Source organism: Enterobacter cloacae complex sp. P27C, assembly GCF_014895705.1.
GTDB classification, from domain to species: domain Bacteria; phylum Pseudomonadota; class Gammaproteobacteria; order Enterobacterales; family Enterobacteriaceae; genus Enterobacter; species Enterobacter bugandensis.
The window spans coordinates 82530-96349 of record NZ_JADBQB010000003.1 but is presented as its reverse complement, the minus strand read 5'-3'; the positions used below and the strand labels follow the sequence as shown (position 1 = coordinate 96349).

The following is a 13820-nucleotide window of genomic DNA, read 5'->3' as shown; positions in this document are numbered from 1 at the left end:
TTTGAGATGTATGGGATAATTTTTGTTATCAATCTCACAACATGAAAGAAGGTACTGCTCACCCCTCACCCCGGCCCTCTCCCCAAAGGAGCGAGGGAGAAAAGCGTGCACTACCCCATCCCCTCTCCACTTTTGGGAGAGGGTTAGGGTGAGGGGAAAATGAAATGAAAATTTCGTTAAGACAGTAAAACTCAATACTGACGGGCTTTTTTCACCTGCGCCTGCGTTTGCTCCGCGGCCTCACGCACGGCAGACGACTCCGCCACCTGCGCGTCACCGGTTCGCCACCACGAGCCGTAGTCATGGGTCATGGTCTTCGGCAATACCTTGATGTCCAGCAGCGTCGGGCCCGGATGGGCGCGTGACGCCTCAAGCGCCGCCAGCAGGCTCTGCTCGTCGTTCACCCGCCACGCGTGGCAACCGTAGCTTTCCGCGTTTTGCGCAAAATCGACTTTCACCAGCGGCCCGTCAAGCCGCCCGGTTTCCGGGTTGCGATGGCGATTTTCCGTGCCGAAGCTGCCCATCCCGTGACCCATCTGCAGGTTGTTAATGCAGCCGAAGCTGGCGTTATCAAACAGCAGAACGGTGACCTTAATGCCCTCCTGTACGGCGGTTTGCAGCTCGGAGTGCAGCATCATGTAGGAGCCATCCCCCACCATGGCGTAAACCGGCTGCCCGGGGCGGGCGAGCTTCGCGCCGATGGCCGCCGCAATCTCGTAGCCCATGCAGGAGTAGCCGTACTCCAGGTGATAGCTGTCCGGCGTTTTGACCTGCCAGAGGCGCTGTAAATCTCCCGGCAGCGAACCGGCCGCGCCCAACACGATGGCGTTATCTTCCACATGCTGATTGATCAGCCCCAGCACCCGCGTCTGGGTCAGGCGGGTGTTGAGCGTCTCGCCGTATTCCGCCAGCTGCGCGTCCAAATGCCCCGCCACTTCGGGCGCGTCGTCCGGATGCCACTGGCGATCCCACAGGCGGCGGCACTCATCGCGCCACGCGGATTTCGCCTGGGCGATCGCCTCTCCCCAGCCGCTGCGGTAATCGCCGAGCTCGTGGGTTAAGGCCTGGAGCCCGGTTTGGGCATCGGCAATCAGCGCGGTGGCGTCCAGCTTCAGGGCGTCAAACTCGGCCACGTTCAGCAGCAGGAATTCGACGTCCGGGTGGGAAAAGAGCGCCTTGGAGCCGGTGGTAAAGTCGGTCAGGCGCGTGCCGACGCCAATCACTAAGTCAGCCTGTGGCGCGAGCTGGTTGGCGGCCATTCCGCCCGTCACTCCTACGCCGCCGAGGTTAAGTGGGTGGTCACTTACCAGCGCCCCCTTCCCGGCCTGCGTTTCGGCAAACGGCAGCTGCAGCGTCTCGACAAATTCGCGAAACGCCTCATGCGCGCCGGAGTAACGCACGCCGCCGCCGCACACCACCAGCGGACGGCGCTTGCGGGCGATCAGCGTCCGCGCCTGCGCCAGTCGCTGCGGATCGGGCGGACGGCGTTCGATGTGGTGCACCCGACGCGCGAAGAAGCTTAGCGGGTAGTCCCACGCTTCCCCTTGCACGTCCTGCGGCAGACAGAGGGTCACCGCTCCGGTATCTGCGGGGTCAGTAAGCGTTCGCATCGCGCTTAGCATGGCGCTCATGAGCTGCTCGGGGCGGTTGATGCGGTCCCAGTAGCGGGAAATTGGACGGAAGCAGTCGTTGGTGCTGATGCTGAGATCGTGATACTGCTCAATCTGCTGCAGCACCGGGTCCGGCTGGCGGCTGGCGTAGATATCGCTCGGCAGCAGTAAAAGCGGGATGCGGTTCGCCGTGGCGGTGGCCGCCGCCGTGACCATATTGGCGGCGCCCGGCCCGACCGAGGAGGTGACGGCAAAAATGCGCTGGCGGCGGTGCTGTTTGGCGAAGCCCGTCGCCATGTGGGCAATGCCCTGCTCGTTGCACCCCTGCATGATTTTCAGATGACCGGGATCCTGCTCCAGCGCCTGGCCAATACCCAGCACGTTGCCGTGCCCAAAGATCGTCGCCACGCCCTCCACGAAGGGCGTTTCGTTGCCGTCAAGGCTGACGTACTGTTGATTCAGGAACCGGACCAGCGCCTGGGCCATGGTCATACGTTCGGTTTGCATAATGCCTCCTGTCAGCCCAGCGTCGGCATGGAGAACGCAGCGCCTGTCTCCTGCTGCATTTCCGGCCAGCGCGCGGTGATGGTTTTCATTCGGGTGTAGAAACGCACGCCGTCGTTGCCGTGTACGTTGAGCGCGCCAAAGATGGAACGCTTCCAGCCACCGAAACTGTGGAATGCCATCGGCACCGGGATCGGCACGTTGACCCCCACCATGCCCGCCTGCACCTCTTCGCAGAAGCGGCGCGCGCAGCCGCCGTCACGGGTGAAGATCGCCGAGCCATTACCATATTCATGGCGGTTAATGAGGTCCACCGCGCTGGCGTAATCTGCTACCCGCACCACAGAAAGCACCGGGCCAAAAATCTCTTCTTTATAGATGGTCATCTCCGGTGTGACGTTATCAAACAGCGTCGGCCCGACGAAGTAGCCCTGCTCGTGGCCCTTCACGCTGAAGCCACGCCCGTCCACGCGCAGTTTCGCCCCCTGCGCTTCCCCGCTGTCGATATAGCCCAGCACCTTGCTGCGGTGCGCGGAGGAGATAAGCGGCCCCATTTCGTTTTCCGGTGTCTGGTCCAGCCCCGGTCCGACGCGCAGCGCTTCAATCTGTTTTTCCAGCCGGGTGCAGAGGTCATCGGCGGTTTTATCTCCCACCGCCAGCACCACCGAGAGCGCCATGCAGCGTTCCCCCGCCGCGCCGTAGGCCGCGCCCATGATGGCGTTGGTCGCCATCTCCATGTCGGCATCCGGCATTAAAATGCAGTGGTTTTTCGCGCCGCCCAGCGCCTGACAGCGCTTACCGTGGGCGGAGGCGGTCTGGTAAATGTATTCGGCAATCGGCGTGGAGCCGACAAAGCTCACCGCCTGCACGCGCGGGTCGGTCAGGAGCACGTCAACGGACTCTTTATCCCCCTGCACCACGTTGAAGACGCCGTCCGGCAAGCCTGCCTCTTTTAGCAGCTGCGCCAGCGCGAGCGCGAGAGAAGGGTCTTTTTCCGACGGCTTCAGCACGAAGGTATTCCCGGTCGCCAGCGCAATGGGAAACATCCACATCGGCACCATCGCCGGGAAGTTAAACGGCGTGATCCCGGCGCAGACGCCGAGCGGCTGCATCAGGGAGTGGCTGTCGACGCCGGTACCGACGTTCGCAGAGTGTTCACCCTTTTGCAGATGCGGGATACCGCAGGCAAATTCCACCACTTCCAGACCGCGGGTCAGTTCGCCCACCGCGTCGGAGAAGACCTTGCCGTGCTCTTCGCTGATGATGCGGGCCAGGCGCGTCATGTTCTCTTCCAGCAGCGCCTTGAAGCGGAACATCACGCGCGCGCGCTTAAGCGGAGCCTGGCGCGCCCACGCGGGAAACGCCTGCTGCGCGGCGGCAATCGCCTGCTCCGTTTCCTGCGCCGTACTCATCACCACCTGGCGGATCTGCTCGCCGGTGGCCGGGTTGAAGATCGCCTGAACGCGCTGGCCTGAACCGGTGACACATTCGCCGTGAATAAAATTCGCTACCGTCTCCATCCTTAACCTCTCGCTGTTGATACGTGACTGTTACCTGAACGCTGTGTACAGGACACTATATATGAAACAAATATTCCATTTTAAGTTGAAATAAAATAAATGATGATTATTGTGATCAAGGATGGATTTTTATGTTAACAGCCAGCAACACTGACGCTGCGTGCGCTATTAAGGGATTTCGGGCGAGGAAATGACTGAAGCTTCTGTTTCATTTTTGCTGCCAGATGGATGGCCGACATTTAAAAGACGCGGTTTTGCGTTTAGAATCATCAGACTGTATTTGGGGGATAACATGACGACAGCAACCAGCCTGAACGAACTGCAGCAGCAAATCCGCGATCGCTACGATAGCCTGAGCAAGAGGCTGCAGCAGGTCTCCCGCTACGTGCTGGATAACACCAACAGCGTGGCCTTTGATACGGTTGCCGTCATTGCCGAGCGCGCCGACGTGCCGCCTTCGACGCTGATCCGCTTTGCCAACGCCTTTGACTTCACCGGCTTCAACGAAATGAAACAGCTGTTTCGCATGAACCTGGTGGAGGAGACTGCCAGCTACAGTGATCGCGCGCGGCTGTTCCGCGAAATGGAGAGCGAGGCCGTGCCGGAAACGCCGCTCGATATTCTGCAGGAGTTCGCCCGCTCGAACGCGCAGGCGCTGCAGCAGCTGGCCGCCCGCGCCGAGCCGGAAATGCTGGAGCGCGCAGTACAGCTGCTGGCCGACGCCGACACTATCTATATCGCCGGACTGCGCCGCTCGTTTAGCGTCGCAGCCTACCTCACCTACGCCCTGAGCCACCTGGAGTGCCGCCCTATCCTGCTCGACGGCATGGGCGGGATGCTGCGCGAGCAGATCAGCCGCATTAAGGCGCGCGACATCGTGGTGTCGATCAGCTTCTCGCCGTACGCGGAAGAGACGGTGATGGTCAGCGAAACCGCCGCCAGCGTCGGCGCGCGGCAGATCGTGATTACGGACAGCCAGATAAGCCCCCTGGCGACGTTTAGCGATCTCTGCTTTGTGGTGAAGGAGGCGCAAGTGGATGCGTTCCGGTCTCAGTCGGCAACGCTGTGCCTGGTGCAGTCGCTGGTGGTGGCGCTGGCGTATCGGTTGGGTGGAGGGAAATAAGGCAATAAAAAACCCCCTGCGCAGGCAGAGGGTTTGGGTGTTAATTCAGAGGGAAATCATTCCCACTCAATCGTAGCCGGTGGCTTACCGCTGATGTCATATACGACTCGCGATATCCCATTGACTTCGTTGATTATTCTGTTAGACACGCGGCCTAAGAAGTCATACGGCAGGTGCGCCCAGTGCGCGGTCATGAAGTCGATGGTTTCCACCGCACGCAGGGAAACAACCCAGTCGTACTTACGGCCATCGCCCATTACGCCGACGGAGCGAACCGGCAGGAACACGGTGAACGCCTGGCTCACTTTGTTGTACAGGTCAGCTTTGTGCAGCTCTTCGATGAAGATTGCGTCCGCGCGACGCAGCAGGTCGCAGTACTCTTTCTTCACTTCGCCCAGCACGCGCACGCCCAGACCCGGACCCGGGAACGGGTGACGGTAGAGCATGTCGTACGGCAGACCCAGTTCCAGACCGATCTTGCGCACTTCGTCTTTGAACAGCTCGCGCAGCGGTTCAACCAGACCCATCTTCATCTCTTTCGGCAGGCCGCCCACGTTGTGGTGAGATTTGATGACGTGCGCTTTGCCGGTGGCGGAGGCCGCAGACTCGATCACGTCCGGGTAGATGGTGCCCTGCGCCAGCCACTTCACGTCTTCCAGCTTCAGCGCTTCTTCGTCGAACACTTCCACGAACACGCGGCCGATGATCTTACGTTTCGCTTCCGGATCGTTTTCGCCTTTCAGCGCGTCCAGGAAGCGCTGCTCGCCTTCCACGTGAACGATGTTCAGACCGAAGTGGTCGCCGAACATGTCCATGACCTGCTTCGCTTCGTTCAGACGCAGCAGACCGTTGTCCACGAAGACGCAGGTCAGGTTTTTGCCGATGGCACGGTGCAGCAGCATCGCGGTGACGGAGGAGTCCACGCCGCCGGAGAGGCCGAGGATCACTTTGTCATCGCCAACCTGCTGGCGGATACGCTCAACGGCGTCGTCGATGATTTTTGCCGGGGTCCACAGGGCTTCACACTGGCAGATGTCACGCACGAAGCGCTCCAGCATGCGCATACCCTGACGGGTGTGGGTCACTTCCGGGTGGAACTGCACGCCGTAGAAGCGTTTTTCTTCGTTCGCCATGATGGCGAACGGGCAGCTTTCGGTGCTGGCAACGGTCACGAAGTCGGACGGGATGGCGGTGACTTTGTCGCCGTGGCTCATCCACACGTCCAGCAGCGGCTTGCCGTCTGCGGTCAGGGAGTCTTCGATACCGCGCACCAGCGCGCTGTCGGTGACAACTTCAACCTGCGCGTAGCCGAACTCGCGCTCGTTAGAGCCTTCTACGTGGCCGCCCAGCTGCATCGCCATGGTCTGCATGCCGTAGCAGACGCCGAATACCGGTACGCCCGCTTCAAACACGTACTGCGGCGCGCGCGGGCTGTTCTCTTCGGTGGTGCTTTCCGGGCCGCCGGACAGGATGATGCCGCTTGGATTGAATTCGCGAATCTGTGCTTCCGTGACATCCCACGCCCACAGCTCACAGTAAACGCCCAGTTCACGCACGCGGCGCGCGACCAGCTGAGTGTACTGAGAACCGAAGTCCAGGATGAGAATGCGATGTTTATGAATGTTTTCCGTCATTGACGCTAATTCCGAGGCAAGTGAAACAAAACAAAGCGCCCGGCAGAAGCCGGGCGCGGAAACTTATCAGGAGCCCAGACGGTAGTTCGGGGACTCTTTGGTGATCGTCACGTCGTGAACGTGGCTCTCCTGGATACCCGCACCGCTGATACGTACGAATTCCGCTTTGGTACGCAGCAGGTCAATGGTACCACAGCCGGTCAGACCCATACAGGAACGCAGGCCGCCCATCTGCTGGTGAATGATCTCTTTCAGACGGCCTTTATAGGCCACGCGGCCTTCGATACCTTCCGGTACCAGTTTGTCAGCAGCGTTATCGGTCTGGAAGTAACGGTCAGAGGAACCTTTGGACATCGCGCCCAGGGAGCCCATCCCACGGTAAGATTTGTAAGAACGGCCCTGGTAGAGTTCGATTTCGCCCGGGGATTCTTCGGTACCAGCAAGCATGGAGCCAACCATTACGGCAGCAGCGCCCGCGGCGATGGCTTTAGCGATGTCGCCAGAGAAGCGGATACCGCCGTCAGCGATAACCGGAATACCGGTGCCTTCCAGCGCTTCAACCGCGTCAGAAACCGCGGTGATCTGCGGAACGCCCACGCCGGTCACGATACGAGTGGTACAGATAGAGCCAGGGCCGATACCCACTTTCACCGCGCTGCAGCCGGCGTCAGCCAGCGCGCGAGCGCCTGCGCCCGTCGCCACGTTACCGCCGATGATCTGGAGATCCGGGTATTTTGCACGGGTGTCGCGAATACGCTGCAGCACGCCTTCGGAGTGGCCGTGAGAGGAGTCAATCAGCAGGACGTCAACGCCCGCCGCCACCAGCGCGTCAACGCGCTCTTCGTTACCTGCACCCGCGCCTACGGCAGCGCCGACGCGCAGACGGCCATGCTCGTCTTTACAGGCGTTCGGTTTACGTTCTGCTTTCTGGAAATCTTTAACGGTGATCATGCCGCGCAGGTGGAAGTTCGCATCCACAACCAGCGCTTTCTCAACGCGTTTTTCGTGCATTTTCGCCAGCACCACGTCGCGAGTTTCGCCTTCGCGGACGGTCACCAGACGCTCTTTTGGCGTCATGTAGACGCTGACAGGCTGGTTCAGGTCAGTCACGAAGCGCACGTCACGACCGGTGATGATGCCCACCAGTTCATTGTCTTCGGTCACTACCGGGTAGCCGGCAAAGCCGTTACGTTCGGTCAGGGCTTTCACTTCGTGCAGGGTAGTGGTTGGCAGAACGGTCTGAGGGTCGGACACGATGCCGGACTCATGCTTCTTCACGCGGCGAACTTCTTCCGCCTGACGCTCGATAGACATGTTTTTGTGGATAAAGCCAATGCCGCCTTCCTGTGCCAGGGCGATAGCCAGGCGCGCTTCAGTCACGGTGTCCATTGCCGCGGAGAGCATAGGAATGTTCAGACGAATGGTTTTCGTCAACTGCGTGCTGAGGTCGGCAGTATTCGGCAGAACGGTGGAATGAGCGGGAACGAGGAGGACGTCGTCAAACGTCAGTGCTTCTTTAGCGATACGTAGCATGGGCAATATCTCTGACCTGGGTGGTTAAATATTGCCGTGGCATTATACAGAGCGTAACCGATTGCATCTACACTTTTTTGAAAAAATGCTTGCGAATGCCTCTCAGCAGGTTACTATCGACTGAATAACTTGCTGATTTAGAATTTGATCCCGCTCACATGTTATCCTCTCAATCCCCCTCAATTTATACTGTCAGCCGCCTTAATCAGACGGTGCGTTTGCTGCTTGAGCAGGAAATGGGGCAGGTCTGGATCAGCGGTGAAATCTCAAACTTCACGCAACCGTCTTCCGGACACTGGTATTTTACCTTAAAAGACGATACCGCCCAGGTGCGCTGCGCGATGTTCCGTAACAGCAACCGCCGCGTGACGTTCCGTCCGCAGCACGGCCAGCAGGTTCTGGTTCGCGCCAATATCACCCTGTATGAGCCGCGCGGCGATTATCAGATTATCGTCGAGAGCATGCAGCCTGCGGGGGAAGGGCTGTTGCAGCAGAAGTACGAACAGCTTAAAGCCAAACTCTCCGAGGAAGGTTTGTTCGACCAGCAGTTCAAAAAACCGCTGCCCTCTCCTGCCCACTGCGTTGGGGTGATTACCTCGAAAACCGGTGCGGCCCTGCACGATATTTTGCATGTGCTGAAGCGTCGCGACCCTTCCCTGCCCGTCATCATCTACCCGACCGCCGTTCAGGGCGACGATGCGCCGGGCCAGATTGTACGCGCCATTGAACTGGCAAATGCGCGTAAGGAGTGTGACGTGTTGATCGTCGGGCGCGGCGGCGGCTCGCTGGAAGACCTGTGGAGCTTTAACGACGAGCGCGTGGCGCGGGCAATCTTTGCAAGCGAGATCCCCGTGGTGAGCGCCGTCGGGCATGAAACGGACGTGACAATCGCGGATTTTGTTGCGGATCTGCGTGCGCCTACGCCGTCCGCGGCGGCGGAAGTGGTGAGCCGTAACCAGCTGGAGCTGCTGCGTCAGCTTCAGAACGGCCAGCAGCGTCTTGAGATGGCGATGGACTACTTCCTTGCCAATCGTAACCGCCGCTTTACCCAGCTTCATCACCGTCTTCAGCAGCAGCACCCGCAGCTTCGTCTGGCGCGTCAGCAGACCGTGCTGGAACGCCTGCGTCAGCGCATGAACTTTGCGCTTGATAATCAGCTTAAGCGCGCGGTGACGCGCCAGCAGCGTGTGACCCAGCGCCTGAACCAGCAGAATCCGCAGCCGAAAATCTATCGTGCGCAAACGCGCATTCAGCAGCTGGAATATCGTCTGGCGGAGACTCTCCGGGCTCGCCTGAGCACCACACGTGAGCGTTTTGGCAACGCGGTGACCCATCTGGAAGCCGTCAGCCCCCTCTCCACGCTGGCGCGCGGCTATAGCGTAACGACAGCAGCGGACGGCAAAGTGCTGAAGCAAACCAAGCAGGTGAACACCGGTGACGTTCTTACCACCCGCCTGTCTGACGGCTGGGTGGAAAGCGAAGTGAAATCAATTAAACCGGTGAAAAAGACGCGTCAGCGCAAAACCGGATAATTCTTCGCCGGTTACTTACTATACTGCTGCTATTCCCTTTTTTAATAAGGAGAGCAGCATGTCCCATCTTCGTAGCGTTATTCCCCCTTATATTCTTCGTCGTATTATCGAAAGCGGTTCCGAACCGCAGCAGCGCTATGCCCGTCAGACCTTAACCCACGTCCAGACGCTGATGGCGCATATGCCGGGCAAACCCGCCGCGCCGCACGTGAATAAAGCCGGTCAGCTTGAGCGCGATATCTACGATGCGAAACAGACCCAGGAGCTGCCGGGTACCCAGGTGCGTTACGAAGGCCAGCCGTCGAATGGCGATGTGGCCGTGGACGAGGCGTACGATTATTTGGGTATCACCCATGATTTCTTCTGGAAAGAATATCAGCGCGATTCGCTCGATAATAAGGGGCTGATTTTGACCGGCACCGTGCATTACGGTCGGGAATATCAGAACGCCTTCTGGAACGGTCAGCAGATGGTGTTTGGCGACGGCGACGGGGAGATCTTTAACCGCTTTACGATTGCCATCGACGTGGTGGCGCATGAGCTGAGCCACGGCGTCACCGAGACCGAAGCCGGGCTAATCTATTTCGAACAGTCAGGCGCGCTGAATGAGTCCCTGTCAGACGTGTTTGGTTCGCTGGTGAAACAGTACCATCTCAAGCAAACCGCCGATAAAGCAGACTGGTTGATTGGTGAAGGGCTGCTGGCCGCGGGCATTAACGGCAAAGGGCTGCGCTCCATGTCTGAACCCGGCACCGCCTACGACGATCCCCTGCTCGGCAAAGACCCGCAGCCCGCGCACATGAAAGATTTCATCAAAACGCGCGAGGATAACGGCGGCGTCCATCTTAACTCCGGCATCCCCAACCGGGCGTTTTACCTGGCCGCGACGGCGATCGGCGGTTACGCCTGGGAAAAAGCCGGTTATGCCTGGTACGACACGGTTTGCGATCGCAATCTGGCGCAGGATGCGGATTTTGATGCCTTCGCAAAACTGACGATAGCGCACGGAGAGAAACGCTCCGGTAGCGACGTTGGGGCGGCGATAAAACAGGCCTGGGAACAGGTGGGAGTGCTGTAAATGCAGGTTCCGGAACTGACGGATGACGCCGTGGTTGAGCTGGCCCGGGAAGGCGGCGTCGCTTTTATTCCTAAGCTGAGCGGCCAGCGTACCATCGCGCTCTCCTCGCTTAATGAGGCCCAGCGCCAGCGCCTGGTGAGCATCCTGGAGCAGGCCTTTCCACGCGGTCAGCCGCCGGGTCAGACGTCGTCACCCGGCAGCGGTGACCAGCGCTATTTCCGCATCCAGATTATCTGGACCGGCCAAAATCAGGCGCACTACGCCGATATCATCGTGCTGGTACCTGAGCAGGAAGCGCCAGAGTCGCTGGTCGAGCTGTGGAAAAAAGGCGAAGACTGCGTGTGCGATTAATCTTCGGCCGGAACAAACTCCACGCGCTTTTTAGAAATTAAGCCGTGGCCGTTCTGGCAGAAATAGTCCACCGCCCCGCAGGCCTTTAAGACCTGGAGTGGCTGATGGCACTCCGGGCAGCGGGCTTCGAGCGCAATATCTTTATTACAGCTGTCGCAGTGCGCCGCCCCGTTCAGGGGTTCAAGCTGTGCCTGGCAATCCGGGCAGGTAATGGTCATGGTGTCTCCTTCAGGGCGTTCAGGTCTGCGATAATTTTACCACGTCTTCAGTGCGGGCCACGCAACTGTTGCTGCAAGGTCAGCAGCAGCGCCACCTCATCTATCCTGCGGCGCGTTGTGCGGCTCACCTCCTGCGGATCGCGCTCAAACAGACTGTTTGCGCCAAGAATATGACCGGCAAGACAGCGTTCGTAGATCGTGCCGGGGATATACCAGCGCTGAATATTCTTACCTTTAACTAGCTCCAGCACATCTTCCGCGCCGCGTCGGTCGTAGTTGATAATGCGGCCGTCGCGTAAATAGAGACGCAGGCCCTTTTGCCCGCCCGCGGGTCCCGCGTATTTATTAAGCCAGATGCCCACCGGCACGCCGCTGATGGTTCCCTGCAAGTGCGCCTCGCCTTCCGCGGTGGTCTGGTCACCCTTTGCAATATCGTGGCCCAGGCGGTCTTTAGCCGTTACCACCTGCAGCGTCATATCGTCCTGACCGCCCAGATAACGCAGCGTTTCACGCAGCATCGCCAGCACGTGCGTTCCGATATCCAGAATCACGCCGTCCGGGTGGCGAAGCGTTCTGGTATCCGGTTCTCCGGTCGCGAAATTGAGCGCGATGGGTTCCCCTGCGGCGTTATATCCGCTCGGCTCCTGCAAAAAACCTTCGATTCTGGCAATGTCAGATACATGGCCGACCAGCGACCGCTTCACCGTTTCGATGCGCGCCATCCAGTGGTCGAGCGCCAGCACGCGGGACGCCACGCCGGGCGTTGCCAGCAGCGCGTTGAGTTTTTCGATTTGAGGAAGCGTGGCGACAATCGGTTTTTCAATCACAATCCGCGGAACCGGCGAGGCAATCGCCAGCTCAAGCACCTCAAGGTGGTGCAGCGATGCGGTGGTAATAAAAAGGGTATCCAGCGGGGTGGCTAAAAGCGCCGCAAGCGAGGCGCTGCGCGTAACGCCTTCAGGGTGCTTTGCGGGGAGAACATCAAAACCGAAACAACGAACAGCGCCATCGAACAGATTACGTAGTGCGGGCAGATACGCTGTTTCCACTACCGCACCAAGACCAACAAATCCTAACTGCATGGTTTCACCTCAGGAAGTACAGTGCCGGGGCATAACGCCTGCCCCGGCACACTGAGGTTTATGAGGCGCTAGCTGCCGGTTTAGTTTGCGCATTTTCCAGCATGCGGCGCACCGGAACAATGAGGACGATCAGCACTGCGGCACAAATCAGCAGCGCGATGGAGCAGCGCGCGAAGAGATCCGGCAGCATATCCAGCTGGTCGGCCTTCACGTGACCGCCAATCAGGCCCGCCGCCAGGTTACCCAGCGCGCTGGCGCAGAACCACAGCCCCATCATCTGGCCGCGCATTCTCTCCGGCGCCAGCAGGGTCATGGTCGCCAGACCGATCGGGCTCAGGCACAGCTCACCCAGCGTCAGCATTAAGATACTGCCCACCAGCCAGAACGGCGACACGCCCGCCCCGCCGTTGCTCAGCACGTTCTGTGCCGCCAGCATCATCAGGCCAAAGCCCGCTGCCGCACACAGAATACCGATAACAAACTTGGTGATGCTGCTCGGGCGAATGTTCATGCTCGCGAGCTTTGGCCATGCCCAGCTGAACACCGGGGCCAGCAGGATGATGAACAGGGCGTTGATCGACTGGAACCACACCGCCGGAATTTCAAAATCACCGATCATGCGGTTAGTGTAGTCGTTGGCAAACAGGTTGAACGAGGTTGGCTTCTGCTCAAACGCGGACCAGAAGAACGCGGCGGAGACCAGCAGAATAAAGCAGACCAGCAGCCTGGCGCGCTCTTTACGGTTCAGGCCCGCGAAGATGAACAGGTAGATGAAGTAGAGGGCAACGGACGCCGCAATTACGTAGACCAGCACGCTGGCTACCGCGACCGGGTTAATGACAATCACGCCCTGCGCGATCAGCGTCACGAGCGTTGCCACGCCTGCCGCCAGCGCCAGCAGCCAGACGCCCACGCCGTTGCGCTTCACCACCGGGCTGTTCCATGTGGAGTCCAGACCGACTTCGCTGTCGTAGCGCTTCATCGCCGGAACCGCAAACACGCGGAAGATAATCAGCGCCACCAGCATCCCGATGCCGCCAATACCAAAGCCCCAGTGCCAGCCGTGGGTTTTGATCAGCCAGCCGGAAATCAGCGGGGCGATGAACGAGCCCATATTAATGCCCATGTAGAACAGCGAGAAACCGCCGTCACGACGTGCATCGCCTTTTTTATACAGGGTGCCGACCATCACCGAGATACAGGTTTTGAACAGGCCAGAGCCGAGTACGATGAACATCAGGCCGATAAAGAACAGGTTGTTGCCCATGATAGCCGACAGCGCAATCGACAGGTGGCCGAGCGCGATCAGAATCGAACCGTACCAGACGGCTCTCTGCTGGCCGAGCCAGTTATCCGCCAGCCAGCCGCCCGGCAGCGCGGCCAGGTACATGGTACCGGCAAAAATACCGACAATCGCCGAGGCGTTTTCGCGCGCCAGCCCCATCCCGCCGTCATAGACGGTGGCGGCCATAAACAGGATCAGCAGCGGGCGAATGCCGTAGAACGAGAAACGCTCCCACATCTCGGTAAAGAACAGCGAACCGAGCGGATAAGGATGGCCGAAGAAGGTTCGGCTCTCTTTGTGATTAACAGAGGATTGCATAATTCTCCCGAAAGGTATGTGTCGTGCTTGTA

At 59.4% G+C, this 13820-nt stretch carries 11 protein-coding genes; 4 read left to right on the top strand and 7 right to left on the bottom strand.

Translation table 11 applies throughout. The features are described from left to right. Positions 1–191 precede the first annotated feature (191 nt). Both iolD and IM291_RS06665 read right to left on the bottom strand, forming a co-directional pair. Complete coding sequence (gene iolD / locus IM291_RS06670; protein WP_192986419.1) at positions 192–2117, bottom strand: 3D-(3,5/4)-trihydroxycyclohexane-1,2-dione acylhydrolase (decyclizing); 1926 nt, start codon at positions 2115–2117, stop codon at positions 192–194. 11 nt (positions 2118–2128) lie between these two features. Beyond that, entirely contained in the window at positions 2129–3634 is a 1506-nt protein-coding gene (locus IM291_RS06665) for a CoA-acylating methylmalonate-semialdehyde dehydrogenase (RefSeq protein ID WP_045630997.1), read from the bottom strand. A 292-nt stretch (positions 3635–3926) separates the two neighbouring features. Here IM291_RS06665 and IM291_RS06660 point away from each other — a divergent pair, with 292 nt between their 5' ends. Next, positions 3927–4757, top strand: coding sequence for a MurR/RpiR family transcriptional regulator (locus IM291_RS06660; protein ID WP_045371069.1), 831 nt, complete (start codon positions 3927–3929; stop codon positions 4755–4757). Between the two features lie 56 nt (positions 4758–4813). On the opposite strand, the gene guaA is transcribed toward IM291_RS06660, so the two are convergent. Both guaA and guaB read right to left on the bottom strand, forming a co-directional pair. Then, positions 4814–6391, bottom strand: a complete 1578-nt coding sequence (gene guaA / locus IM291_RS06655) for a glutamine-hydrolyzing GMP synthase (protein WP_003860599.1) — start codon at positions 6389–6391, stop codon at positions 4814–4816. 66 nt (positions 6392–6457) lie between these two features. Beyond that, the gene (gene guaB, locus IM291_RS06650; protein WP_014884799.1) at positions 6458–7924 is read right to left on the bottom strand and encodes an IMP dehydrogenase; all 1467 of its coding nucleotides are present in this window, start codon (positions 7922–7924) and stop codon (positions 6458–6460) included. A 158-nt stretch (positions 7925–8082) separates the two neighbouring features. Here guaB and xseA point away from each other — a divergent pair, with 158 nt between their 5' ends. The 3 genes from xseA to IM291_RS06635 are packed head-to-tail and all read left to right on the top strand — an operon-like array spanning position 8083 to position 10885. Next, entirely contained in the window at positions 8083–9456 is a 1374-nt protein-coding gene (xseA, locus tag IM291_RS06645) for an exodeoxyribonuclease VII large subunit (protein WP_048999669.1), read from the top strand. 58 nt (positions 9457–9514) lie between these two features. After that, positions 9515–10534, top strand: a complete 1020-nt coding sequence (locus tag IM291_RS06640; RefSeq protein ID WP_028014052.1) for a M4 family metallopeptidase — start codon at positions 9515–9517, stop codon at positions 10532–10534. Further along, positions 10535–10885 (top strand): protealysin inhibitor emfourin, encoded by a 351-nt coding sequence (locus IM291_RS06635; protein WP_028014053.1) that lies wholly within the window; start codon positions 10535–10537, stop codon positions 10883–10885. Here IM291_RS06635 and IM291_RS06630 read toward each other — a convergent pair. From IM291_RS06630 to IM291_RS06620, 3 genes are read right to left on the bottom strand one after another with little or no spacing between them, the layout of a single operon-like run. Then, entirely contained in the window at positions 10882–11103 is a 222-nt protein-coding gene (locus IM291_RS06630) for a zinc ribbon domain-containing protein (protein WP_028014054.1), read from the bottom strand. The two genes, IM291_RS06635 and IM291_RS06630, sit on opposite strands and share 4 nt — an antisense overlap. 47 nt (positions 11104–11150) lie before the next feature. Then, positions 11151–12185, bottom strand: a complete 1035-nt coding sequence (locus IM291_RS06625) for an oxidoreductase (RefSeq protein ID WP_192986417.1) — start codon at positions 12183–12185, stop codon at positions 11151–11153. A 58-nt stretch (positions 12186–12243) separates the two neighbouring features. Further along, entirely contained in the window at positions 12244–13788 is a 1545-nt protein-coding gene (locus IM291_RS06620; RefSeq protein ID WP_045630992.1) for a peptide MFS transporter, read from the bottom strand. Positions 13789–13820: the final 32 nt, after the last annotated feature.

Bases quoted from the DNA above. Each gene is read 5' to 3' on its own strand.
- iolD (WP_192986419.1), bottom strand. From the start codon at position 2,117: ATGCAAACCGAACGTATGACCATGGCCCAGGCGCTGGTCCGGTTCCTG.
- IM291_RS06665 (WP_045630997.1), bottom strand. From the start codon at position 3,634: ATGGAGACGGTAGCGAATTTTATTCACGGCGAATGTGTCACCGGTTCA.
- IM291_RS06660 (WP_045371069.1), top strand. From the start codon at position 3,927: ATGACGACAGCAACCAGCCTGAACGAACTGCAGCAGCAAATCCGCGAT.
- guaA (WP_003860599.1), bottom strand. From the start codon at position 6,391: ATGACGGAAAACATTCATAAACATCGCATTCTCATCCTGGACTTCGGT.
- guaB (WP_014884799.1), bottom strand. From the start codon at position 7,924: ATGCTACGTATCGCTAAAGAAGCACTGACGTTTGACGACGTCCTCCTC.
- xseA (WP_048999669.1), top strand. From the start codon at position 8,083: ATGTTATCCTCTCAATCCCCCTCAATTTATACTGTCAGCCGCCTTAAT.
- IM291_RS06640 (WP_028014052.1), top strand. From the start codon at position 9,515: ATGTCCCATCTTCGTAGCGTTATTCCCCCTTATATTCTTCGTCGTATT.
- IM291_RS06635 (WP_028014053.1), top strand. From the start codon at position 10,535: ATGCAGGTTCCGGAACTGACGGATGACGCCGTGGTTGAGCTGGCCCGG.
- IM291_RS06630 (WP_028014054.1), bottom strand. From the start codon at position 11,103: ATGACCATTACCTGCCCGGATTGCCAGGCACAGCTTGAACCCCTGAAC.
- IM291_RS06625 (WP_192986417.1), bottom strand. From the start codon at position 12,185: ATGCAGTTAGGATTTGTTGGTCTTGGTGCGGTAGTGGAAACAGCGTAT.
- IM291_RS06620 (WP_045630992.1), bottom strand. From the start codon at position 13,788: ATGCAATCCTCTGTTAATCACAAAGAGAGCCGAACCTTCTTCGGCCAT.